This window comes from Microbacterium sp. Leaf159 (assembly GCF_001423615.1).
Taxonomy (GTDB): Bacteria; Actinomycetota; Actinomycetes; order Actinomycetales; family Microbacteriaceae; genus Microbacterium.
This window is the reverse complement of the sequence record NZ_LMOU01000001.1, coordinates 676,711-698,606: the sequence shown is the minus strand read 5'-3', so window position 1 is coordinate 698,606 and position 21,896 is coordinate 676,711. Positions and strand designations below refer to the sequence as shown.

The window sequence follows — 21,896 nt, the reverse complement described above, 5'->3', positions numbered from 1 at the left end:
GGTTCCGTATTCCCACAAGGCTTCTTGTATACCCCGGGAAGACAGCGGAAGGGCCGCCACCCATTGGGAGTGGCGACCCTTCCGGAGGATGCGGCTCAGTCCTCGGCAAGCGGTTCGCCGGCTGCCCGACGAGTGCGCCGTGCGCGCCGGATGAGCCAGATCACCAGGACGACCGCGCCGGCGAGGGCGAGCCACGGCAGGATGAAGCCGACTGCCACGACCAGCGCGTTCAATGACACCACGAGGCCGTTCCAGCCGGCGAGAAGGCCGTCTGCGAAGCCGGCCGGATCGGCGGTCGTCGGCGGCGTCGTGCGGGTCAGCTGCACCTGGAGGCTCGACATGGCGACCTGGTCGTCGAGAGAGGCGAGCTGCTGCTCGTAGGACTCGAGCTGCGCCTGGCGATCCGTGAGGGCGACCTCGGCCTCGATCAGTTCCGCGACCGTCCCGGTCTGCGACATCAGCTCGGTGAGTCGCTGCACCGATGCCCTGGTGGCATCCACGCGCGCACGCAGATCGATCGCCGTGGAGGTGACATCCTGCTTCGAGATCGACGAGGAGAGCACGTCGCCCGAGTCGGCGAGTTCGTCGATGACGGCGGCGAGATCGGCCGAAGGCACGCGGATGCTGATCCAGCCGTACCCGGGGTCGGAGGGCGCAGGCTCCGAGGTGCCGTCGACGGCCACGTTCTGGCCGATCTCGGTGCTCTCGACATAGCCGCCATGAGACTCGGCGAGTGCGGAGATCGCGGCGGCGGCGTCGGCGATGTCCTTCACCTGCACCGTGGCGTTCGCCGTCGCGATGATCTCGCGGTCGGTGACGTCGACGGCACCAGGCACCAGGCTCGAGGACTCCGCCGAGTCGGATGCGGCTCCGGGTGCGCTCTGATCGATGGAGCCGGACCGCGAGTCCTCCAGGGCGACGCCGGTGGGAATGTTTCCGCCCCCTGCAGTGCTCATGGCGCTGCCGCCCACGATGCCGAGGATCGGGGGAGTGACCAGGACGCCCACGACGAACGCCGCGGCTATCCCGGTGCCGGTCAGCCAGCGGCGGCGGCGCGCTCGGGAGCGGGCCGCGGCTGCGGTCTCACCGGGGCGCTCGGTCGCGATCTCCGCGAACACCGCGCGCTCGATGCGGGTCACCGCGGCATCCGAGAGCTCGGGGAGATCGTCGGAGGTGGTCTTGTCGTTCATGCGTCGCTCGCTTCCTTCACGGCACCGCGCAGTCGGGTGCGGACTCGGGAGAGACGGTTCCGGACGATCGCGTGGCTCACGCCCAGCTCCTCGGCCGCTGCCTGGTAGGCGTAGCCCTCTGCGGCGCAGAGGCGGAAGATCTCGCGGTCCAGATCGCTCAGGGTGCCCACCTCTGCCGCGATCCGCGCCGCCAGGGCTGCGGTGATCACCTGCTCCTCGACGCTGATCGTCGAGGGGATGGTGTCATCGACGGCATCCGTCGTGTTCGCCTGGTCGCGTCTGCGCTGTCGCAGGCGGTTCGCGGCCTGGAATCGGCAGATCGTCGCAAGCCACGGCAACGGGGACTCGCTCTGCAACTCGAGCCCCGGCAGCTTGCGCCACGCGGTGACGAACGTCTCCTGGGTCACGTCCTCGGCATCGGCGGGTGAGCCGAGCAGGCCGTGGGCGATCCAGTAGACCGGTCTGACATGTGAGCGGTACAGCTCGCGGAAGGCGCTCTCGTCACCTGTCGCGGCCTGCGCCACCCATTTCTGATCACTCGTCTGCACGGGCATCCTGTTTCCGTTCGGTGTCTCTCACCTGGGAAGTGTCGACGGATGCCCCATCGTCTCAGATCAGTGCGCGGGGGCGGGGTGCGCCTTCGCGAGCGTCTGCTGCGACATGCGGTCGATCCACGCCAGCGCGACCGCCGAGACGATGAACACCATGTGGATGACGACCTGCCACAGGACGCCGGTCGGGGTGTACTTCTCGCCGTCCGTGCTGATCCCGCTCTCGCTCATGCCGCCGACCTCGATGAAGGTCTTGAGCAGGTGGATCGAGGAGATGCCGATGATGGCCATCGCGAGCTTGACCTTGAGCACGTTGGCATTGACGTGCGACAGCCACTCGGGCTGATCGGGATGTCCATCGACGTTGATCCGCGAGACGAACGTCTCGTAACCGCCGATGATGACCATGATGAGCAGGTTCGCGATCATCACGACGTCGATCAGGCCGAGCACGGCGAGCATGATGACCGCCTCGTCGAGATGCGAGATGTCGCCGATGACGCCCTCGATCAGATGCCAGAGCTCCACCATGAAGACGACGACGTAGACGAGCTGGGCGACGATGAGGCCGATGTACAGCGGGGCCTGCAGCCAGCGGCTGACGAAGATGAGTGATCCGATCGACCGCGCCCACGGATTCCGGGGCGGAGTGTCGAGGGGAGCGAGGCCGTGTTCTGCAGTGGAGGAGGTGGGGGTCGCGGTCACGCGAACCATTCCACCATGCCGCGTTCGCTCCGCTACAATCGGTGACGCGAGAGGGAGTATCCCGCAAGCGCATCCACCGTCATCACGAGCACCGTCATCGCTGCTCCGGTCGTGCGACGCATTCCATGCGTGGGAGAGACTTTCGGCTGTTTTCCGACCCCTCCCGAAAGGTGCAGAGCACCCGTGGATATTCCTGTCTGGTTCGAGATCACCTCGATGATCGTGCTCACGATCATCCTGATCGGCGACCTGCTCCTGATCCGACTCCGCCCGCACATCCCCTCGACCAAGGAGTCGACGCTGTGGGTCGTGTTCTACGTCGGTCTCGCGCTGCTCTTCGCCGTGCTGCTCGGGAATGTGGCGGGATGGCGCAATGCCGGGGACTTCATCACCGGGTGGGCGCTGGAATACAGTCTCTCGATCGACAACCTGTTCGTGTTCGTGCTGATCATGGCCCAGTTCGCGGTGCCGCGACGTCTGCAGCAGCAGGTGCTGATGGTGGGCATCATCATCGCTCTCGTGCTGCGAGGCGCGTTCATCCTCGTCGGTGTGGCGGTCATCGAGCACTTCTCGCCGATCTTCTACATCTTCGGCGCCTTCCTCATCTACACCGCCATCAAGCAGGCGATGCCGGAGGGAGAGCATGAGGACGACGTCAAGCGCGAGAACTTCATCGTGCGTCTGCTCCGCCGCAGGATCGACATCAGCGAGGAATACGACGGATCGAAGCTCCGCACGACGGTCGACGGCAAGCGCATGTGGACGCCGATGGTCATCGTGTTCATCACGATCGGCGTCACCGACCTGATCTTCGCGATCGATTCGATCCCCGCGATCTTCGAGATCACGACCAACGGATTCCTCGTCTTCGCGGCGAACATCTTCGCTCTGATGGGTCTCCGCCAGCTCTACTTCCTGCTGGGCGACCTGCTCGACCGCCTGCGCTACCTGCACTACGGCATCGCGGTGATCCTCGGCTTCATCGGCATCAAGCTCATCCTGCACGCGCTGCACGAGAACGAGCTGCCGTTCATCAACGGCGGCCAGCACGTCGAGTGGGTGCCAGACATCGACAACCTCGTCTCGCTCGGCGTGATCGTCGTGTCGATGACGGTCGCGACCGTGGCGAGCCTCATCGCGGCGTCGCGCGAGAAGTCGGCCGCGAAGAAGGCAGCGATCGTCGAGTAGGAGCAGTGCCCATCACTCGGCCGCCCAGAGCAGCTCGGCCTCGAGTGTGAGGTCGATGACCTGACGCAGCAGTGCGCCGACGGTCGTCGACCTCAGCAGCACGTGCCGGTCGTACTCTCCGAGCGGCGCGATGGCGGCGAGCTGCCATGACGCCGCGAGCGGGTCGTCCGACAGCTCCGTCTCGGGATCCCACGGCCCGTCGACACGAGCGAGGACGCGCCGCACGATCGCCTCGGCTTCGGTGCGCAGCGGGGTGAGCGCCTCGTTCCAGATCAGCTCCGGGAGCGGCGAGACCTCGGCACGTGGATACGGCTCGTCATCCCTCCACTGCTCGACCGTGAAGCGGTCGGTGCCGATGGCGACGATGTGCAGCACATCGGCATCCGCCGAGACGGTGGCGAGCCTGGCGGTCGTGCCGATGCTGCTTCGGCGATCACCGCCGCCGACCTCGTGACCGCGCTCGATGAGCACGACGCCGAACTGCGGATCGTCCTGGTCGAGGAGCTGTCCGATCATCGTCAGATACCGCGGCTCGAACACCCGCAGCAGCAGCGGCGTATGAGGAAAGAGCACCGAGCCGAGCGGGAACATGGGGAGAACGGCCATGGCCCCAGTCAACACCGCACGCCCCCGTGTGAACAGCGTCGATCGATGAGCAGCGTCGATCGATGAGCAGCGCCGTACAGTGAGGACATGCGCAGACCCGACCCGATCACCCCGGCGCCCGGACAGGAATCCGTGTGGGACTATCCTCGGCCGCCCAGGGTCGAGCGGGTGCCGGCGCGCGTGACGATCCGACTGGGCGGTGAACTCATCGCCGACACACGCGACGCGGTGCGGGTGCTCGAGACGAGTCATCCACCCGTGTTCTACCTGCCGATCGCCGACTTCGTCGACGGAGCACTCGCGGATGCCCCTGGCTCGTCGTTCTGCGAGTTCAAGGGTGCCGCCCGGTATCTCGACGTGCGCGGCGGATCCCTCGTGGCGGCGGGAGCGGCCTGGAACTATCCGAACCCCACGCCCGGGTTCGAGGTGCTGGCGGATCGCGTCGCCGTGTACGCGGGTCCGATGGACGAGTGCACGGTCGGAGGCGAGACCGTCGTTCCGCAGCCGGGCGGATTCTACGGAGGGTGGGTGACGTCTGCCGTCGTCGGTCCCTTCAAGGGCGTGCCCGGCTCCATGGGCTGGTAGTCGGTGCGCTGCTGGTCGGTGGCGCCGCTCGCTCAGAACGCGCGCAGATTCGCCTGCAGTCCGCCATCGACATACTCACGGCGCAGAAGGCCACGGCGACGAAGCACCGGCACGAGCTCGTCGAGCGTGCGGTGCAGAGACACGGGATGGAAGTCGCCCCACAGGAGCACGCCGTCGTTGCCCCAGTCGCCGAGCTCCTCGATGAGGTCGGCGAACTCCTCGGCCGTTCCGACGAACCCCGACCGGTCGGCGATCCGACCGGTGCGAGCGAGAGCCGTCAGATGCGCGCGCAGCGGGGCATCGTCCCCGCGGTCGCCGATCAGCCGCCGGATGCTGCCCTGCGAGACGTGCTCTCCGAAGATCGACAGGTCCAGCGGCCGATCGAGGTCGAGCGCCGTCAGATCGGTCTCGAGATCGCTCGACTGCTTGCGAGCGATCTGCACGAGGGCCGCGTCGTCGGGATGGGCGGATGCCGCGACGATGCGATCCGCCTCTTCCGGCGACGATGTGATGACCGGCTGGATCGCGAACAGGATGGTGATGTCGGCGGGGGAGCGGCCCGCAGCGATCGCCGCCTCATGGATCTTCGCCCGGTAGGCGCGGACCGAGGTCTCGTCCAGCGGCGCGAGTGCGAGCTGCACGTCCGAGTTGGCGCCCGCGAATCCGAGTCCGCGGCCAGAGCCGCCGGGGGAGACGATCGCCGGTTCGCCACCGGTGAAGGGGACGGCGTTCAGGGGGCCGTCGAACGCGAAGTGCTCGCCGCGGTGCCTGACGGCGTGCAGCTTGGATCCGTCGGCGAACACCCCCGTCTCGCGGTCCTGCACGAGCGCGCCCTCGCCCCAGCTGCGCCAGAGCGATCGGATGCCGTCGAGCCATTCCTCGGCGCGGTCGTAGGCGGCGTCGTGGCCGAGCTGGTCCGCTGCGGAGAAATGACGCGCGCTTCCGGTGTCGGTGACGACGTTGAGCCCGAGCCGGTGATCGCTGAGGTGCTGCAGCGTCGAGAACTGCCTGGCTGCGGTGTACGGCAGGTATGCCGCGGGGTTGACGGTCGGCACGACCCCGAGATGGCGGGTTGCCTGGAAGAGATAGGGAGCGAGGAGGAGCGGATCGTGCTTCGGGCCGCCGAACGCGTGCCGCACACGCAGATCGATCGTTTCCGCGGAACCGAGAGAGGGCGCATCCTCGATGATGACGAGGTCGAACCCGGCCTGCTCGAGTGTCCGAGCAGCCTCCTGGTAGATCTCGGGACGGGTCCAGTCATAGTCCCAGTCCAGCGACGGGTATCCCCAGCCCTGCGGTCCGAAGCCGCGCGCCAGGAACCAGCCGAAGTGCTGGGGCCTGCTCATGCGACGGCCTCCCGTGCGGGCTCGAGCACACGGGTGAGATCCGAGATGAGGTCGGCGACGTCCTCGATCCCGATAGAGAGGCGCAGAGTCCCGGGCCTGACGCCCAGGAGGTCCCGCTCCTCCTGCGTGCGGTGCGCGTGGCTCGTCGTCCCGGGATGCAACACGAGCGAGCGCACATCGCCGATGTGGGTCATGTGCGTGAAGACGTCGACGCTCTCGACGAAGTCGCGCGCCGCGTCGAGTCCGCCGCGGAGCGTGAACGTGAAGATCGAGCCGTGGCCGCCGTGCAGGTACTTCTGGGCGAGCGCGTGATCGGGGTGGGTCTCGAGGCCCACGTAGTCGACGCTCTCGACGGCATCCTGTGCCGCCAGCCACCGTGCGACCTCGAGGGCGTTGCGGGACTGGCGCTCGACCCGCAGACCGAGCGTCTCGGCGCCCTGCCCGATCAGGAAGGCGTTGAGAGGAGACGGCGACGCCCCGAAGCGCGGTGCCACGGATTCGCGCGCATAGGCGATGCGGGCCTTGCCGCCGTGCCGGGAGGCGACGCTCGGAAGGCCCCCGCGCCCGGGGAGCACGAGGTGCGGCGCGTTGTGGCCGGCCTTCTCGGCGTCGAAGCGTCCGTCGTCGACGATGACGCCGCCGAGGACGGAGCCGTGGCCGGCGAGGAACTTCGAGGCGGAGTGCACCACGATTGCGGCACCGTGCTCCAGAGGACGCACGAGGAAAGGCGTGGCGAGGGTGTTGTCGACGATGAGCGGGATCGCCGCGTCGTCCGCGACGGCACTCACGGCCGCTATGTCGAGGATGTCGTTTCGGGCGTTCGCGATCGACTCGGCGAACAGCGCTCTGGTGTTCGGGCGGATGGCCTGGCGCCATGCCTCGGGGTCGCCGATGTCGTCGATGAACGTGGCGTCGATGCCGAGGCGGGCGAGATTGTCGAGCAGGAGCCCGCGGGTGCCCTCGTAGATATGCGTCGACGAAACGATGTGGTCGCCTGCTCCTGCCACCGTCAGGAGCGCGGTGACGACCGCTGCCTGGCCGCTGGCGACGAGAACCGCGTCCGCTCCGGACTCGAGCGCGGCGAGCTGGCGCTCGACCGCGTGGATCGTGGGATTGCCGGTGCGCGTGTAGCCGAACCCCGCACCCGTGCCGAAGTGGTTCGCCGCGTGATCGAAATCGTCGAACTCGAAGCCCGCGGTCAAGTAGATGGGGGTCGCCCGAGACGAGGCGGCACCCTGATTCCTGGCGGCGTGGACGGCCCTGGTGGCGAAGCCGGTGGTGTCGTCGGTCATACGGATGCCTCTCGAAGGTGCGGGTGACAGTAGCGTGTCACGCGGCGACTCGGCGCGCTGAAGCGGTGGTAATCTGACGTCATGCGGATCGTGCTCCTTCTTAGCGGCCGCGACGAGACCTCGTTCTGAGCCCCTCCTCGTCGCGGAGTCCAACGTGGGCCGAACCGCCAGCTTCAGGAGAAACGCAATGAACATGCCCGCAGCAGACTCTGCTCCCGCACGCCGCAGGACCCTCGCCGAGAAGGTCTGGGACGACCATCTCGTCGTCAAGGGCGAGAACGGCGAGCCGGACCTCATCTACATCGACCTGCACCTCGTGCACGAGGTGACGAGCCCGCAGGCCTTCGACGGCCTGCGCTCCGAGGATCGCCCCCTGCGTCGGCTCGATCTCACGATCGCCACCGAGGACCACAACACCCCGACCTGGGACATCGACAAGCCCATCGCGGATCTCACGAGTCGCACGCAGATCGAGACTCTGCGCCGCAACGCCGCCGAGTTCGGCGTGCGTCTGCACTCGCTCGGTGACGCCGAGCAGGGCATCGTGCACGTCGTCGGCCCGCAGCTCGGACTCACGATGCCGGGCATCACCGTCGTCTGCGGCGACTCGCACACGTCCACCCACGGCGCTTTCGGGGCCATGGCGTTCGGCATCGGCACGAGCGAGGTCGAGCACGTGATGGCGACCCAGACGCTGCCGCTGAAGCCGTTCAAGACGATGGCGATCAACGTCGACGGCGCGCTGCGTCCCGGGGTCACGGCGAAGGACATCATCCTCGCGGTCATCGCGAAGATCACCACCGGCGGCGGTCAGGGCTACGTCCTGGAGTTCCGCGGCAGCGCGATCCGCGCGCTGTCGATGGAGGGCCGGATGACGATCTGCAACATGTCGATCGAGGCCGGCGCCCGCGCAGGCATGGTCGCGCCCGACGAGACGACCTTCGAGTACCTGAAGGGACGCCCGCACGCGCCCAAGGGTCAGGACTGGGACGACGCCGTCGCGTACTGGCGTACGCTCCCCACCGACGAGGGGGCGACGTTCGACGCCGAGGTCTTCATCGACGCCGACGAGCTCGAGCCGTTCGTGACCTGGGGAACGAACCCAGGTCAGGGCAGCTCCCTCTCCGCAGCCGTCCCCGACCCCGCCGAGATCGTCGACGCCAACGAGCGTGCGGCAGCCGAGCGGGCCCTCGAGTACATGGATCTGACACCGGGCACGCCTCTCAAGGAGGTTCCGGTCGACGCCGTCTTCATGGGCTCGTGCACGAACAGTCGCATCGAGGACCTCCGCGCTTTCGCATCGATCGTCGAAGGCAAGAAGAAGGCTGACGGCGTCCGCGTCATGGTCGTACCCGGCTCTGCCCGTGTGCGGTTGGAGGCGGAGGCCGAAGGGCTCGACAAGATCATCAAGGACTTCGGCGCCGAGTGGCGATTCGCCGGCTGCTCGATGTGTCTCGGGATGAACCCCGATCAGCTCGCTCCGGGGGAACGCTGCGCGTCGACCTCCAACCGAAACTTCGAGGGTCGACAGGGCAAGGGCGGGCGCACGCACCTGGTGTCGCCGCTGGTCGCCGCGGCGACCGCGATCCGGGGCACCCTCTCGAGCCCCAGCGACCTGAACGAGATGGCGGAGGTCTGACCATGGAGAAGTTCACCACCCACACCGGTATCGCCGCTCCGCTGAAGCGCTCGAACGTCGACACCGACCAGATCATCCCCGCGGTGTTCCTCAAGCGGGTCACGAAGACCGGATTCGAGGACGCGCTGTTCCACGGCTGGCGCCAGGATCCGGAGTTCGTGCTCAACCAGCCCGTCTTCCAGGGCGCTTCCGTCCTGGTCGCGGGCCCCGATTTCGGAACCGGATCGAGCCGCGAGCATGCCGTCTGGGCGCTGCGCGACTTCGGCTTCTCGGTGGTCCTGAGCCCGCGTTTCGCAGACATCTTCCGGGGCAACTCGGGCAAGCAGGGGCTCCTCGCAGCGACGATCTCTGAAGAGGATCTCGAGCGGATCTGGGCCGAGATCGACCGGAATCCCGGGGCATCCATCACCGTCGACCTCGAGGCGCGCACCGCGTCGATCGGTGAGATCCAGGCTGACATCGGGATCGACGATTACACTAGATGGCGGCTCCTCGAAGGGCTCGATGACATCGGGCTCACGCTGCGCAATGAAGACAAGATCGCGCAGTTCGAGGCCCGTCGCGAGTCGTGGCGGCCCCGGACCCTTCCCGTTCAGCAGTGAACGGCGGGGCGGGGGAGCCGAGGGCGACCCCGCCCCGAATTCCGTTGAATGAAGTGAGGCTCCGAATGACGACACCTGTGCGCGACGCTCTTCCGGACGGAGTTCCCCCACTCACCGGAGACGTCCTCGCCATTCGCGGAGGGCGCCCGCTGCGCGGTCGCGTCGACGTCAAGGGCGCGAAGAACCTCGCGACCAAGGCGATGGTGGCCTCCCTGCTCGGCGAGACCGTCAGCGTGCTGCGCGACGTTCCGGCCATCAGCGACGTCGCGGTCGTCCGTTCGCTGCTCGAGGTCCACGGCGTACGCGTCTCCGACGGCGATGAGCCCGGTGCACTCGTCTTCGACCCGAGCGACGTCGAGTCCGCCCACTTCGAGGAGATCGACGCCCACGCCGGCGCGTCTCGCATCCCGATCCTCTTCTGCGGACCGCTGCTGCACCGTCTCGGTCAGGCGTTCATCCCCGACCTGGGCGGATGCCGCATCGGCGACCGTCCCATCGACTTCCATCTGGATGCGCTCCGCAAGTTCGGCGCCATCGTCGAGAAGCTGCCCAGTGGGATCCGCCTCTCGACCGGTGGGGCCCGACTGCACGGCGCGAACATCCACCTCCCGTACCCGAGTGTCGGAGCGACCGAGCAGGTGCTGCTCACCGCCGTCCGCGCCGAGGGCACCACGGAGCTTCGCAACGCCGCCATCGAGCCCGAGATCATGGACCTGATCGCGGTGCTGCAGAAGATGGGCGCGATCATCTCGTACGAGCCGAACCGCGTCATCCTCATCGAGGGCGTCGAGACGCTTCGGGGATACGACCACCGCTCGATCTTCGACCGCAATGAAGCCGCATCGTGGGCGTCCGCCGCACTCGCCACGGACGGCGAGATCTTCGTCGGCGGGGCGAAGCAGCAGGAGATGCTCACGTTCCTCAACGTGTTCCGCAAGGCCGGCGGATGGTTCGACATCCAGGAGGACGGAATCCTGTTCCGTCGCGACGGGGAGCTCAAGCCCGTCATCGTCGAGACCGACGTGCACCCCGGATTCATGACCGACTGGCAGCAGCCTCTCGTCGTGGCTCTCACTCAGGCCAAGGGCCGCTCGGTCGTGCACGAGACGGTCTACGAGAACCGTCTGGGCTTCACCGAGGCGCTCGTCAAGATGGGCGCGGACATCGTCGTGCACCCCCGCGGACTGCAGGACGGAGCCCGACGCGTTCCGCGCCGGGACCTCGAGCAGGCCGCCGTCATCACCGGACCGACCCCGCTGCACGCCGCAGACATCGTCGTGCCGGACCTCCGCGGCGGGTACAGCCACGTGATCGCGGCGCTGACCGCCGAGGGCGAGTCGAGGGTGTCCGGAGTCGACATCCTCAGCCGCGGATACGAGAAGTTCCTCGCCAAGCTCGATGCCGTGGGCGCCGACTTCGACGTCATCCGGTGACGCCGATGGGTTCCCGCTCGACGGAGACCACGCGACCGAGCCTGTTCTGGCCCGTCGCGGCGATCGTCGTCCCGGCGGTGTCGCTGCTGGCGAAGGTCCGTGTCACCGGCGCTGACAAGCTCCCGCGCGAGGGCGCCTTCGTCCTCGCGCCGAACCACTACTCGGAGTTCGATCCGCTGATCGTCGCCCTCGCGGTGTGGCGGATCGGGCGTGCGCCGCGGTTCATGGCGAAGGAGAGCCTGTTCAAGGTCCCCGTGCTCGGGTGGGTGCTGCGCCGCACGGGCATGATCCCGGTGGCGCGTTCCTCGTCGGCATCCGCGGCGAAGCAGACTCTCAAGCAGTCCGCCGAGCTCGTCGAACACGGCAGGGGTGTCATCGTGTACCCCGAGGGGACGCTCACGCGTGATCCCGACATGTGGCCGATGCGCGGTAAGTCCGGTGCCGTCCGGCTCGCGCTGGCCGACGGCATCCCGCTGATCCCGATGGCTCACTGGGGCACCCAGGAGATCATGGGCCGCTACCAGAAGGGCCTCAGCCTGTGGCCCCTGCGCAAGAGGGTGAACGTGGTCATCGGCGATCCGATCGATGTCTCCGACCTCCGCGGCCGCGCCGGAGAGGCATCGGCACTGAACGAAGCCACGACCCGCCTGATGAACGCGATCACCGCGCTCCTCGAGGAGCTGCGCGACGAGAAGGCTCCGGCCGAGCGTTGGAATCCGGCATCGCACGGACAGAAGGAGACGGGTCGCCTTGACTCCTAAACGCAACGTCGCCACGGGCCCACGGGTCGCCGTCATCGGCGCAGGCAGCTGGGGCACCACATTCGGGAAGATCCTCGCCGACGGTGGGGCGCAGGTCACGATGTGGGCGCGCCGTGCCGAGCTCGCCCACGAGATCGACGAGGCCAAACGGAATTCCCGCTACCTGCCGGGGATCAACCTGCCTCGGACCATGGCGGCGACGCACGAGCTCGCGATCGCCATGCGCGACGTCGACCAGGTCTACCTCTCGGTCCCGAGCCAGTCACTGCGCGAGAACCTGAAGGCTCTGCGCCCGCTGCTCGACGACAGCGACACCAAGATCGTCAGCCTGATGAAGGGCGTCGAACGCACCACCGGTCTCCGCATGAGCCAGGTGATCGAACAGGAGCTGCGCTGCGACCCCGACCGCATCGCCGTCGCGTCGGGACCGAACCTCGCCCTCGAGATCGCACGCGAGCAGCCGACGGCCGCCGTGATCTCCTCCCGCAGTCAGGAGACGGCCGAAGAGGTCGCCAGAGCCGCGCGAAACAGCTACTTCCGCACCTTCGTGAACACCGACGTCATCGGCACGGAGTTCGGAGGGGTGCTGAAGAACCTCATCGCCGTCGCGATCGGGATCGTCGACGGCGTCGGATACGGCGAGAACACCAAGGCGTCGATCATCACGCGCGGTCTTGTAGAGATGACGGATTTCGCGGTCGCGAACGGCGCCCACCCCGAGACGCTGCAGGGTCTCGCGGGCCTCGGTGACCTCATCGCGACCTGCCAGTCGCCGCTCAGCCGAAACAACACCGCCGGGCGCCTGCTCGGCCAGGGATACAGCTTCCAGGACGTCGTGAAGCAGATGCAGCAGACCGCTGAGGGCCTCGCGTCCGTCGCGCCGGTGCTGCAGCTCGCCCGCGAGTCCGAGGTGGACATGCCCATCGTCGAACAGGTGAAGATGGTGCTCGACGGGAAGATGAACCCGCGCGACATCGCACCCCACCTGACGACGGACGACGACACCCCCCAGGGTGAGAGGACCAACCATGGACAAGCAGACGGTGGTGGTGCTCTTCGGAGGGCGCTCCAGCGAGCATTCGATCAGTTCCGCAACGGCGGGCGGAGTGCTGGGCGCGATTGATCGCGACCGCTACGCGGTGATCCCCGTGGGGATCACGCGCGAGGGTGCGTTCGTCCTCGAAGACGACGACCCTGCGAAGTTCCCGCTGGATGCCGCACATCTTCCCGAGGTGGCGGACAACGGAACTCGAGTGCTCTGGCCCGAGCCCGGCGGAGACCGGACCTTGCGAGTGGTGCGCCCCGACGGCGGAACCGAGAGCTTCGGCGAGATCGACATCGTGCTGCCCATCCTGCACGGTCCGCACGGTGAGGACGGCACGATCCAGGGGTACTTCGACACGCTCGAGGTTCCCTACGCCGGCGGCGGCGTGCTCGACTCGGCGCTGTGCATGGACAAGCACTTCATGAAGATCGCGCTGCGTGCCGCGGGGCTCTCCGTGGCCGCCGGACTGACGGTTCGTGCGCGGCAGTGGGAGCAGGACGCGGCCGCCGTCCGGGCTGCTGCCGCGGAGCTCGGACTGCCTCTGTTCGTCAAGCCCGCGAGGGCCGGATCGAGCGTCGGCGTCTCGAAGGTCGAACAGCCCGACGAGCTCGATGCCGCTCTTGCGATCGCTTTCGCCGAGGACGACAAGGTCCTGATCGAGACCGGTGTGGTGGGCCGCGAGATCGAGGTCGCCGTGCTCGAGGGCGCAGACGGCGTGCGCGCGTCGCTCCCCGGCGAGATCGTGCTCACCTCACGCGGGTTCTACGACTTCGAAGGCAAGTACCTCGGCGGCGACGGCGTCGATGTGGTGTGCCCAGCCGAGCTCGCGGAATCCGAGATCGCCGCGATCCAGGACGCCGCGATCCGCGCGTTCGAGGCCGTGGACGGCCGTGGCCTCGCCCGGGTGGACATGTTCCTCACGCCGTCGGGCGAACTCGTCGTCAACGAGCTGAACACCATGCCGGGGTTCACGCCGATCTCGATGTTCCCGAAGTGCTGGGTCGCGTCGGGCCTCAGCTACGGCGACCTGATCTCCGAGCTGATCGAGGCGGGACTCCGCCGCTGAGCTCCGGCGTGGCGGCCGTCAGCCGCCACGCCGCGTAAGGAGGCGCGTCGACTAGCCTTCGTGCGGCGGCTGAGGCGGGTACGTGCCGTTCGTCGGCGCAGCCGGGCCCGCTTGCGGCGGGTACGCGTAGGACCCCGGCGCCGCGTGGCCGGTCGCTGCGACCTGTGCGGTCCGGTCGAGCACTGTCGGAGCGGGCGCCGCTCGATGGATCAGGGCGACGATGAGCGCGGCCAGCCAGCCCCAGGTGAGTCCCCACGACACACCTGCCGTGGCGATCTGGTAGTACTGTGTCATCGCGTACTCCGCCTGCTCCGTGGGGAGCCTCAGCGCGATGACCACGAGCGGCGCGCGTGCGGCCCCGGCGATGGCGGCCGCGACGATCACAGCACCCCAGGTGCCGAAGAAGACGGCGGCGCCCCGGCCCGGCAGCGCGGCACGCGTGACAGAACGCACGAAGATCCACGTCAGTCCTGTCAGGACGAGAAGTGCGACGAACATCGCTACGAGGGCCATGGGCTGCGCGTTCGGGCGCAGCGCGAAGCCGATGGGATCCTGCAGGATGAACAGGCGGGGGACGTTCGGAAGCCCCCACAACAGGGTGAGATAGGTGATGAAGCTGCTCAGCAGCGCCCCCACCCCGACCAGGATCGCTGCGACGACGGAGGTTCTGCGTGAGGGGTCGGTGTTCATGCGGCGAGTCTAGGGGCCTCTCGGCAGTGCCTGAGCGGCACGCTCCGCGCGTCGTCGGTTCGCCGCGTGGAGTCCGCTCAGCCCTCGTCGGACTCGTCGGCCGTGGGAACCCGGTCCGTACAGCGCGCGGTGGCGGGCTCGAGACCGGACTGGATGCTGGTGGAGAGACTCTCGACGACGGTGCGGAAGTCGATCTCCTCACCGCGCCGGATGATCACCTCGACCGCGGGGTCGCGACCGTAGGTCACCAGACGCTGGCGCTCCTCTTCCTGGTCGAGGACGAGCCAGTCGACGCTGCCGATCGTGGTGCACACCTCGGTGGACGGCGCTGGGGGCTCGACGCCGCAGCGGAGCACCACGGTCGGATCTCCCCACGCCCCGGTCGCCTGGGCGTCGGTCCAGACGCGGTCGAGGTCCCCGACGGCATCCGGGAGCAGGACTGCGACCTCGGCGCACGCGGGATTGTTCGCGTCGTCTGCCGGCTCCAGATGGACGGTGGTGGAGCATCCGGAGAGAGCCGCGACGAGGGCCAGCGAGCCCGCGACGACGGCGAGACGGCGAGAACGGGGCATGCTTCCAGGCTACCTTTGACTGCATGCCCTCCCGACCTCGTGATGATGATCCGACCCTCGGCGAACTGTCCGAGGGGGAGATACTCCGCGCGATCCTCGCGCGGACCGCGCAGGCCACGCACACGCTCATCGGCCCCGGAGACGACGCGGCGGTGATCGCAACCCCGTCGGGTTCCGTGGTCGCGACGACGGACACTCTCGTGCATGGACCGGACTTCCGACTCGCGTGGTCGTCGGGGTACGACCTCGGCTGGAAGGCCGCCGCGGTGAACCTCGCCGATGTCGCAGCGATGGGCGCTCGACCGACGGCTCTGCTCGTGGCGCTGGCCGTTCCTCGCGACCTTCGGCTCTCGTTCGTCGAACGGCTCGCCGACGGGTTCCGCGAGGCGTGCGCCGCTCTCGCTCCCGGGTGCGCGGTCGTCGGAGGCGATCTGACGGTGTCCGACGTGCTCACCGTCGCCGTCACGGCGCTCGGCGACCTCGAAGGACGGCAGCCCGTCACCCGCTCCGGAGCGCGCATCGGCGATGTCGTGGCGGTCGCGGGAGAGCTCGGCCACGCAGCTCACGGACTCTCGGTGCTCTTCGGCAGGTTCCGCGACGGAGACAAGCCGGTGACTGTGGATGCCGATGCGCTGGCCCCGGGGGAGAGAGCCGCCCTCGATGCGCAGTTGAGGCCGTCACCGCCCATCGGTCTCGGCCCGTTCGCCGCCACGGCAGGCGCCACCGCGATGATGGACATCTCCGACGGCCTCGCTCTCGATGCGCGGCGGATGGCCGCGGCATCCGAGGTCACGATCGCCCTGGACGGCGCTTCGCTCGGCGGAGATCCGCTGCGTGCCCTCGCCGGCGGTGAGGACCATGCCCTGCTCGCGACGTTCCCGCCCGGAGTGCTGCCGCCGGGTTTCCGGATCATCGGTGCGGTCAGTCCGCAGGGCGACCATGATCTGCTGGTCGACGGTGCTCCCGCCGATGTGTCCGGCTGGGACCCCTATCGGGACTGGGACTCGACGTCGGGCTGAGTGCCGTCGGTGGCCTGTGCGGGCTCAGCCCACCACAGCGTCGTGTCGCCGTACGCCTTCTCGCGGATCAGTTCGAGCCCGGCCGCGACGAGATCGGGCGGCGTGGAGCGGCGCGCCCGCTCGACGACCACCAGAGCGTCGGGGGAGAGCAGTGGAGCGAGAGCCACGAGGTCGGCGGTCATCGCGTCGTCGTCGAGGTCGTATGGCGGGTCGGAGAACACGAGGTCGTACGGCCCCGTCGCATGCTGCAGAAAGGCTCGTACCGCACTCTGATGCACTCGCGCCGTGGGCAGACCGGCTTTGGCGAGCACTGCGGCGTTGCGGCGTACGACGGCCGCCGCCTCACGGCCCTTCTCGACGAGGTCGGCACTGGCAGCTCCCCGGCTGAGAGTCTCCAGGCCGAGCGCGCCCGAACCGGCGTAGAGGTCGAGGACGCGCGCTCCGGCGATCGCATCCATCGACTCCAGCGCTCCGAAGAGGGACTCGCGCACGCGGTCGCTGGTCGGTCGTGTGCCCGTGTGCGGCACGTCGAGTCGCGCTCCTCGTGCCTTGCCGGCGATGATCCTCGTCACCCGTTCACGATACGACAGCTGCGGCGCACGCCGTGTCCGTGCGGCCTTCTAGACTCGGAGCATGTCGCTCACGCTCGATTCGTCTCTGGAGGAGGCGCTCGGCGTCACCCCTGCGAAGACCCTCGACCGGGCGTTCCGCATGAAGACCGTCGGCGATCTGATCTCGCACTATCCGCGGCGGTACGCCGACCCCGGCGAGCTGACCCCGATCCGCGAACTCCCTCTCGGTGAGACGGTGACGATCGTCGCCGAGGTGCTGTCCTCCAGCGCCAGGGCGATGCGCAATCGCCGGGGTGCCATGGTCGACGTCGTCATCGGCGACGGCATCGGCAAGATGTCCCTCACCTTCTTCGCGAAGAACCTGGGGGCGGCCAAATGGCGTTCGGAAGACCTCGCCGTCGGGCGCCGAGGAGTCTTCTCGGGCAAGGTCGGCGAGTTCAACGGCATGACGCAGTTCGCGCACCCCGAGTACGAGCTCTTCGACGACGAGGATGCCGCACGGCGTCGGGCCGATGCTCGGGCTGCCGTGCTGATACCCATCTACCCGGCCACGGCGAGCCTGCAGACCTGGCAGATCGCGAAGTTCATCACGCGCGTGCTCGACGGACTCGGGGAGGTGCCTGAGCCGCTGACCGCGGAGGTGCGTGCCCGGGAGGAGCTGTTGACCGCGCGCGAGGCGCTCGAGCAGATCCACCGTCCTCAGACGCGCAACGACATAGATCCTGCCGTCCGCACGCTGCGCATGCACGAGGCGCTCACGCTGCAGACGGCGCTCCTGCAGCAGCGCGATGCCGTCAGGGCGCTCTCGGCCACGGCTAGACCGGCCACGCCCGGCGGGCTGCTCGAACGATTCGACGCCTCGCTGCCCTACGAACTCACCCCGGACCAGCAGACGGTCGGAGCGCAGGTCGCCGAGGACCTCGTCGGATCCTGGCCTATGAACCGGCTCGTCCAGGGTGAGGTCGGCTCGGGAAAGACCCTGGTCGCGCTGCGGGCCATGCTGCAGGTCGCCGAGTCCGGGGGACAGGCCGCTCTGATCGCGCCCACCGAGGTGCTCGCAGGGCAGCATCTGCGGTCGATCGCGAAGATGCTCGGACCGCAGCTGGGCCCGCTGGTCATGCCGACACTGTTGACGGGCCAGATGCCGGCGGCGGAGCGCCGCAAAGCCGCGCTCCGAGTGGCGTCGGGTCAGGCGCTGATCGTCGTCGGCACCCACGCGCTGCTCGGCGAGAAGACGACCTTCGCCGACCTCGGTCTCGTGGTCGTCGACGAGCAGCACCGGTTCGGAGTCGAGCAGCGTGAAGCGCTGCGGGCCAAGGGGTCGAGCCCGCATGCGCTCGTGCTCACCGCGACACCGATCCCGCGCACCGTGGCCATGACCGTCTTCGGAGACCTCGACACCTCGGTCATCCGGACGATGCCCAAGGGGCGAGCGGGGATCGAGTCCTTCGTCGCTCCGTTGGCCGAGCACCCGGGATGGTTCAACAGGGTGTGGGAGCGCGCGGCCGAGGAGATCGCTCAGGGACGCCAGGTGTTCGCGGTGTGCGCGGCGATCGACACGACGAAGAAGACGGCGGAGGCGGGGGAGCAGCCACTCGTCCAGCCCGAGGGCGCATCCGGTCCCCGGTGGGGCGTGGTGCAGCTCGACGAGGCGCTCGCGACGCACCCGAAGCTGGGCGCTCTGCGAAGGGCCGTCCTGCACGGGCGCATGCCGTCGGACGAGAAGGACGCGATCATGCAGGCCTTCGCCCGCGGCGAGATCGACCTGCTGATCGCGACGACCGTGATCGAGGTCGGCGTCGACGTTCCCAACGCCTCGACGATGATCGTGCTCGACGCGGATCGATTCGGAGTGTCGCAGCTGCACCAGCTGCGCGGCCGTGTCGGTCGAGGGGGCGTCCCCGGCCTGTGCCTGCTCGTCACCGAGGCCGAAGCCGGGTCCGTGGCACGCGACAGGGTCGATGCGGTGGCTGCCACCCTCGACGGCTTCGCCCTGGCCGAGGTCGATCTCGATCTGCGCGGTGAAGGCGACGTGCTCGGTTCGGCCCAGGCAGGCGTCCGCTCGTCCCTCAAACTGCTCCGCGTGGTGAAGGACTCCGGTCTGATCGTCAGGGCGCGCGAACTGGCCGAAGGGATCCTCGCCGCCGATCCGGATCTCGAGGCGAATACCGGCCTGCGATCGGCGATCGAGCGACGGGTGAGCGACGACGACCGTGCGGCCCTGGCGAAGAACTGACCTGCAGACGACGTGGCCTAGGCTGGTGGCATGAGCAGCCGGATCGCCGTCGTCCCGGGTTCCTTCGACCCGCCGACCCTTGGTCACCTCGACGTCATCCGTCGTGCGGCCAAGCTGTATGACGAGCTCCATGTGCTCGTCGTGCACAACCCGGGCAAGGAGGCGATGCTGCCGATCGCGCAGCGGATGTCGCTGATCGAGCAGTCGATCGCCGAAGAGGGCATCGGCGACAACGTCGTCGTGGGCTCCTGGAGCATGGGCCTGCTGGTCGACTACGCGCGAGACGTCGGTGCAGGGGTCCTGGTCAAGGGGATCCGTTCGCAGATCGACGTGGCATACGAATCGCCGATGGCGATCGTCAACCGTCACCTCGCCGACATCGAGACCGTCTTCCTGCTGCCCGATCCCGCGCATGCGCTCGTGTCGAGCTCGCTGGTGCGTCAGGTCGCGGGGCTCGGCGGCGATGTCTCACCGTTCGTCCCGCCTGCGGTCGCGGCTTTCCTCGACACTGGCGCGCGCGGCATCTGACCTTTCCCGCTGAGGCATCGCGCACAGGGCGGAACCAGCCCCGCACGACGCAGAGCCGGTACCATTGCGGGGTGCGTTCCCGAATGAGTGGCCCTTTCGTCCTCCCCGTCCGCGACATCGTCCGCAAGCCCGGCGAGATGCGCGAGCATGAGTTCTCCGTGACCCTGCGCGAAGCGTGGGGTGAGGGGATCGTGGCGTTTGAAGCAGGATCCGAGCTCGACCTGGACGTGCGTCTGGAGTCGGTCCATGAGGGCATCCTGGTGTCCGGAACGGCCGATGCGGAGTACTCCGGAGTTTGCGGAAGATGCCTGATCGACATCGCTCGGCCCGTCGAAGTCGAGTTCCAGGAGCTTTTCGCGTATCCTGGTGAGGAAGAAACTGACTTCGAGGTTCAAGACGACCACGTGGATCTTGAAACTCTAGTCAGGGATGCGGCCGTGTTGTCGCTTCCATTTCAGCCGGTGTGTCAGCCGGATTGCCCCGGGCTCGACCCGGAAACGGGCGAGAGACTGACCGCGAGCACCGGAACGGAGCAGGCCGCTCCCATCGATCCTCGGTGGAGTGCGCTCCAGAACATCACAGACCAAGACGGCACGGAAGAATCTCGTGCCGTCGAGAAAGAAGAGAGCTAGTCATGGCTGGTAACCCCCCGAAGCGCAAGGTATCCCGTTCGAACACCCGCTCGCGCCGTGCGCAGTGGAAGGCGGCGCCCATCGCGCTCGTCAAGACGATCGAGAACGGACAGGTCGTCTACAGCCGTCCTCACCAGGCGAAGGTCGTCACCGACTCGCAGGGCACCGAGCTGTTCCTCGAGTACAAGGGTCGCAAGGTCGCCGACGTCTGAGTCGCGACTTCACGACTGTGACGAAGGTCCCTGGGGGGACGAGACCTCTCCCAGAGAAGCTCCGCGTCGATATCGACGCGGAGCTTCTGGAGTTGGCGCTCACCCATCGCTCCTACGCGTACGAGCACGGCGGGATCCCGCATAACGAACGTCTCGAGTTCCTCGGAGACTCCGTTCTCGGCCAGGCCGTGACCGTGATGCTCTTCACGACCCATCCCGGTCTCGACGAGGGCGAACTCGCCAAACGACGCGCGAGCGTCGTGTCGACGGTCGCTCTCGCGGAGGTCGCTCGAGGCCTCGATCTGGGCAGCCATCTGCTGCTCGGGCGCGGAGAAGAGCAGACCGGCGGCCGAAACAAGGACTCGATCCTCGCGGACACGATGGAAGCGGTGATCGGCGCGACCTACCTGTCGGCAGGTCCCGATGCCGCCACCGACCTCGTGCTGCGACTCACCGAGCCGCTGCTCGCTGACCCCGAGCGGTACGGCGCGGCCATGGACCCGAAGACGAGTCTTCAGGAGTTGGCCGCGAAGCTCGGAGCGACCCCGCCCGCATACTCGATCGAGGCGAGCGGCCCCGACCACGATCGCCGTTTCGTCGCCACCGTCGCGGTCGGCGACGTCGCGATGTCCGGCAAAGGCAGCAGCAAGAAGACGGCCGAGATGGCGGCGGCGCTCAGCGCCTGGCGCTTCCTCAACGAGCGTGCCTGAGCTCCCTGAGGTCGAAGTCGTCCGTGCCGGACTCGCTCCTGCCGCGATCGGTTCCGTCATCACCGCGGTCACCGTCCTCGACGAGCGGGCGCTGACGCGCCATGCTGCGGGGCCTGCCGACTTCGTCGCCCGTCTCGAAGGGCGAACCTTCACCGATGCCTCCCGTCGAGGCAAGTTCCTCTGGCTTCCGCTCGATTTCGATGACTCCGCTCTGATCGCGCACCTCGGGATGAGCGGTCAGATGCTGCTCCGCGCTCCGGATGCTGCTGCAGAGCGGCACGAGCGGATCCGGATGAACATCGAGCATCCTCGTCACGGTGAGCTCGCGATCGTCTTCGCCGACCAGCGCACGTTCGGTTCGCTCGCGGTCGACCGGCTCGTGCTCGACGGGCCGACACCGGTGCCCACGCAGGTCGCGCACATCGCTCGCGACCCGATGGACCCCCACTTCGACGACACCGTGTTCCTCCTCGCGCTGAGGCGGCGTGGGAGCGCGATCAAGCGGGTGCTCCTCGACCAGCGGGTCATCAGCGGCGTCGGCAACATCTATGCAGACGAGTCGCTCTGGGCGGCGCGCATCCATCCGGAGACGCCGGCGAGCTCGCTCTCCGCGCAGGCGGCGAAGCGCCTCCTCGGCGAGGTCCGAAAGGTCCTCGCCAAGGCCCTCGCCGAGGGCGGCACCAGCTTCGACGCCCAGTACGTCAACGTGAACGGTC

The 21,896-nt window shown here is 68.1% G+C and carries 24 protein-coding genes; 15 read left to right on the top strand and 9 right to left on the bottom strand.

What is annotated here, in order from left to right; translation table 11 throughout:
* Positions 1-95: 95 nt before the first annotated feature.
* The 3 genes from ASF80_RS03435 to ASF80_RS03425 are packed head-to-tail and all read right to left on the bottom strand — an operon-like array spanning position 96 to position 2,446.
* Positions 96-1,190 (bottom strand): DUF4349 domain-containing protein, encoded by a 1,095-nt coding sequence (locus ASF80_RS03435; protein WP_056308007.1) that lies wholly within the window; start codon positions 1,188-1,190, stop codon positions 96-98.
* A complete protein-coding gene (locus ASF80_RS03430) occupies positions 1,187-1,744 on the bottom strand; it encodes an RNA polymerase sigma factor (RefSeq protein ID WP_056308004.1) in 558 nt (185 codons plus the stop codon). The genes ASF80_RS03435 and ASF80_RS03430 overlap by 4 nt, the downstream gene beginning before the upstream one ends.
* 60 nt (positions 1,745-1,804) lie before the next feature.
* Entirely contained in the window at positions 1,805-2,446 is a 642-nt protein-coding gene (locus ASF80_RS03425; RefSeq protein ID WP_235559868.1) for a TIGR00645 family protein, read from the bottom strand.
* A gap of 183 nt (positions 2,447-2,629) precedes the next feature.
* Here ASF80_RS03425 and ASF80_RS03420 point away from each other — a divergent pair, with 183 nt between their 5' ends.
* A complete protein-coding gene (locus ASF80_RS03420; RefSeq protein ID WP_056308001.1) occupies positions 2,630-3,634 on the top strand; it encodes a TerC/Alx family metal homeostasis membrane protein in 1,005 nt (334 codons plus the stop codon).
* 12 nt (positions 3,635-3,646) lie between these two features.
* Here the strand turns inward: ASF80_RS03420 and ASF80_RS03415 are convergent, their stop codons facing one another.
* Entirely contained in the window at positions 3,647-4,240 is a 594-nt protein-coding gene (locus ASF80_RS03415) for an LON peptidase substrate-binding domain-containing protein (protein ID WP_056307999.1), read from the bottom strand.
* A gap of 87 nt (positions 4,241-4,327) precedes the next feature.
* Here ASF80_RS03415 and ASF80_RS03410 point away from each other — a divergent pair, with 87 nt between their 5' ends.
* On the top strand, positions 4,328-4,825 hold the full coding sequence (locus ASF80_RS03410) for a DUF427 domain-containing protein (protein ID WP_056307997.1): 498 nt from the start codon (positions 4,328-4,330) through the stop codon (positions 4,823-4,825).
* Positions 4,826-4,857: 32 nt separating this feature from the next.
* Here the strand turns inward: ASF80_RS03410 and ASF80_RS03405 are convergent, their stop codons facing one another.
* Positions 4,858-6,171 carry an LLM class flavin-dependent oxidoreductase gene (locus ASF80_RS03405; protein WP_056307995.1) on the bottom strand — a complete coding sequence of 438 codons (1,314 nt, stop codon included), beginning with the start codon at positions 6,169-6,171 and terminating at the stop codon, positions 4,858-4,860.
* The gene (locus tag ASF80_RS03400) at positions 6,168-7,463 is read right to left on the bottom strand and encodes an O-acetylhomoserine aminocarboxypropyltransferase/cysteine synthase family protein (protein ID WP_056307993.1); all 1,296 of its coding nucleotides are present in this window, start codon (positions 7,461-7,463) and stop codon (positions 6,168-6,170) included. Before ASF80_RS03400 ends, ASF80_RS03405 begins: the two co-directional genes overlap by 4 nt.
* Before the next feature lie 187 nt (positions 7,464-7,650).
* On the opposite strand from ASF80_RS03400, the gene leuC reads away from it, so the two are divergent.
* From leuC to ASF80_RS03370, 6 genes are all read left to right on the top strand, one after another.
* Complete coding sequence (gene leuC, locus ASF80_RS03395; protein WP_056307991.1) at positions 7,651-9,102, top strand: 3-isopropylmalate dehydratase large subunit; 1,452 nt, start codon at positions 7,651-7,653, stop codon at positions 9,100-9,102.
* A gap of 2 nt (positions 9,103-9,104) precedes the next feature.
* The gene (leuD, locus tag ASF80_RS03390) at positions 9,105-9,704 is read left to right on the top strand and encodes a 3-isopropylmalate dehydratase small subunit (protein WP_056307989.1); all 600 of its coding nucleotides are present in this window, start codon (positions 9,105-9,107) and stop codon (positions 9,702-9,704) included.
* 65 nt (positions 9,705-9,769) lie between these two features.
* Positions 9,770-11,137: a UDP-N-acetylglucosamine 1-carboxyvinyltransferase gene (murA, locus tag ASF80_RS03385; protein ID WP_056307987.1), complete on the top strand. Its 1,368-nt coding sequence runs from the start codon at positions 9,770-9,772 to the stop codon at positions 11,135-11,137.
* A 5-nt stretch (positions 11,138-11,142) separates the two neighbouring features.
* A complete protein-coding gene (locus tag ASF80_RS03380) occupies positions 11,143-11,898 on the top strand; it encodes a lysophospholipid acyltransferase family protein (RefSeq protein WP_056311723.1) in 756 nt (251 codons plus the stop codon).
* Entirely contained in the window at positions 11,888-13,021 is a 1,134-nt protein-coding gene (locus ASF80_RS03375; protein WP_056307985.1) for an NAD(P)H-dependent glycerol-3-phosphate dehydrogenase, read from the top strand. Before ASF80_RS03380 ends, ASF80_RS03375 begins: the two co-directional genes overlap by 11 nt.
* Complete coding sequence (locus ASF80_RS03370) at positions 12,927-14,009, top strand: D-alanine--D-alanine ligase family protein (protein WP_056307984.1); 1,083 nt, start codon at positions 12,927-12,929, stop codon at positions 14,007-14,009. Before ASF80_RS03375 ends, ASF80_RS03370 begins: the two co-directional genes overlap by 95 nt.
* Positions 14,010-14,060: 51 nt before the next feature.
* Here the strand turns inward: ASF80_RS03370 and ASF80_RS03365 are convergent, their stop codons facing one another.
* A complete protein-coding gene (locus ASF80_RS03365; RefSeq protein ID WP_056307982.1) occupies positions 14,061-14,699 on the bottom strand; it encodes a hypothetical protein in 639 nt (212 codons plus the stop codon).
* A gap of 77 nt (positions 14,700-14,776) precedes the next feature.
* Complete coding sequence (locus ASF80_RS03360) at positions 14,777-15,271, bottom strand: DUF3515 family protein (protein WP_056307981.1); 495 nt, start codon at positions 15,269-15,271, stop codon at positions 14,777-14,779.
* Positions 15,272-15,294: 23 nt separating this feature from the next.
* Between ASF80_RS03360 and thiL the strand changes: the two genes are divergently transcribed.
* Positions 15,295-16,290: a thiamine-phosphate kinase gene (thiL, locus tag ASF80_RS03355; RefSeq protein WP_056307979.1), complete on the top strand. Its 996-nt coding sequence runs from the start codon at positions 15,295-15,297 to the stop codon at positions 16,288-16,290.
* Here the strand turns inward: thiL and rsmD are convergent.
* The gene (gene rsmD / locus ASF80_RS03350; protein WP_056307977.1) at positions 16,260-16,862 is read right to left on the bottom strand and encodes a 16S rRNA (guanine(966)-N(2))-methyltransferase RsmD; all 603 of its coding nucleotides are present in this window, start codon (positions 16,860-16,862) and stop codon (positions 16,260-16,262) included. The genes thiL and rsmD overlap by 31 nt on opposite strands.
* 61 nt (positions 16,863-16,923) lie before the next feature.
* On the opposite strand from rsmD, the gene ASF80_RS03345 reads away from it, so the two are divergent.
* From ASF80_RS03345 to mutM, 6 genes are all read left to right on the top strand, one after another.
* Positions 16,924-19,098, top strand: a complete 2,175-nt coding sequence (locus ASF80_RS03345; protein WP_056307975.1) for an ATP-dependent DNA helicase RecG — start codon at positions 16,924-16,926, stop codon at positions 19,096-19,098.
* Positions 19,099-19,128: 30 nt separating this feature from the next.
* On the top strand, positions 19,129-19,626 hold the full coding sequence (gene coaD / locus ASF80_RS03340) for a pantetheine-phosphate adenylyltransferase (RefSeq protein WP_056307973.1): 498 nt from the start codon (positions 19,129-19,131) through the stop codon (positions 19,624-19,626).
* An 83-nt stretch (positions 19,627-19,709) separates the two neighbouring features.
* Positions 19,710-20,258 (top strand): YceD family protein, encoded by a 549-nt coding sequence (locus ASF80_RS03335; RefSeq protein ID WP_056307971.1) that lies wholly within the window; start codon positions 19,710-19,712, stop codon positions 20,256-20,258.
* A 2-nt stretch (positions 20,259-20,260) separates the two neighbouring features.
* A complete protein-coding gene (gene rpmF / locus ASF80_RS03330) occupies positions 20,261-20,470 on the top strand; it encodes a 50S ribosomal protein L32 (RefSeq protein ID WP_028502695.1) in 210 nt (69 codons plus the stop codon).
* A 17-nt stretch (positions 20,471-20,487) separates the two neighbouring features.
* The gene (gene rnc, locus ASF80_RS03325; protein WP_056307969.1) at positions 20,488-21,180 is read left to right on the top strand and encodes a ribonuclease III; all 693 of its coding nucleotides are present in this window, start codon (positions 20,488-20,490) and stop codon (positions 21,178-21,180) included.
* Positions 21,173-21,896: bifunctional DNA-formamidopyrimidine glycosylase/DNA-(apurinic or apyrimidinic site) lyase (gene mutM / locus ASF80_RS03320; protein WP_235559866.1), on the top strand; the 724-nt coding region annotated here is incomplete at its 3' end. The genes rnc and mutM, both read left to right, overlap by 8 nt.

Excerpts from the sequence above, each read along its gene's own strand:
- ASF80_RS03435 (WP_056308007.1), bottom strand. The coding sequence starts at position 1,190 with ATGAACGACAAGACCACCTCCGACGATCTCCCCGAGCTCTCGGATGCC.
- ASF80_RS03430 (WP_056308004.1), bottom strand. The coding sequence starts at position 1,744 with ATGCCCGTGCAGACGAGTGATCAGAAATGGGTGGCGCAGGCCGCGACA.
- ASF80_RS03415 (WP_056307999.1), bottom strand. The coding sequence starts at position 4,240 with ATGGCCGTTCTCCCCATGTTCCCGCTCGGCTCGGTGCTCTTTCCTCAT.
- ASF80_RS03410 (WP_056307997.1), top strand. The coding sequence starts at position 4,328 with ATGCGCAGACCCGACCCGATCACCCCGGCGCCCGGACAGGAATCCGTG.
- ASF80_RS03405 (WP_056307995.1), bottom strand. The coding sequence starts at position 6,171 with ATGAGCAGGCCCCAGCACTTCGGCTGGTTCCTGGCGCGCGGCTTCGGA.
- ASF80_RS03400 (WP_056307993.1), bottom strand. The coding sequence starts at position 7,463 with ATGACCGACGACACCACCGGCTTCGCCACCAGGGCCGTCCACGCCGCC.
- leuC (WP_056307991.1), top strand. The coding sequence starts at position 7,651 with ATGAACATGCCCGCAGCAGACTCTGCTCCCGCACGCCGCAGGACCCTC.
- leuD (WP_056307989.1), top strand. The coding sequence starts at position 9,105 with ATGGAGAAGTTCACCACCCACACCGGTATCGCCGCTCCGCTGAAGCGC.
- murA (WP_056307987.1), top strand. The coding sequence starts at position 9,770 with ATGACGACACCTGTGCGCGACGCTCTTCCGGACGGAGTTCCCCCACTC.
- ASF80_RS03380 (WP_056311723.1), top strand. The coding sequence starts at position 11,143 with ATGGGTTCCCGCTCGACGGAGACCACGCGACCGAGCCTGTTCTGGCCC.
- ASF80_RS03370 (WP_056307984.1), top strand. The coding sequence starts at position 12,927 with ATGGACAAGCAGACGGTGGTGGTGCTCTTCGGAGGGCGCTCCAGCGAG.
- ASF80_RS03365 (WP_056307982.1), bottom strand. The coding sequence starts at position 14,699 with ATGAACACCGACCCCTCACGCAGAACCTCCGTCGTCGCAGCGATCCTG.
- ASF80_RS03360 (WP_056307981.1), bottom strand. The coding sequence starts at position 15,271 with ATGCCCCGTTCTCGCCGTCTCGCCGTCGTCGCGGGCTCGCTGGCCCTC.
- thiL (WP_056307979.1), top strand. The coding sequence starts at position 15,295 with ATGCCCTCCCGACCTCGTGATGATGATCCGACCCTCGGCGAACTGTCC.
- ASF80_RS03345 (WP_056307975.1), top strand. The coding sequence starts at position 16,924 with ATGTCGCTCACGCTCGATTCGTCTCTGGAGGAGGCGCTCGGCGTCACC.
- coaD (WP_056307973.1), top strand. The coding sequence starts at position 19,129 with ATGAGCAGCCGGATCGCCGTCGTCCCGGGTTCCTTCGACCCGCCGACC.
- ASF80_RS03335 (WP_056307971.1), top strand. The coding sequence starts at position 19,710 with ATGAGTGGCCCTTTCGTCCTCCCCGTCCGCGACATCGTCCGCAAGCCC.
- rpmF (WP_028502695.1), top strand. The coding sequence starts at position 20,261 with ATGGCTGGTAACCCCCCGAAGCGCAAGGTATCCCGTTCGAACACCCGC.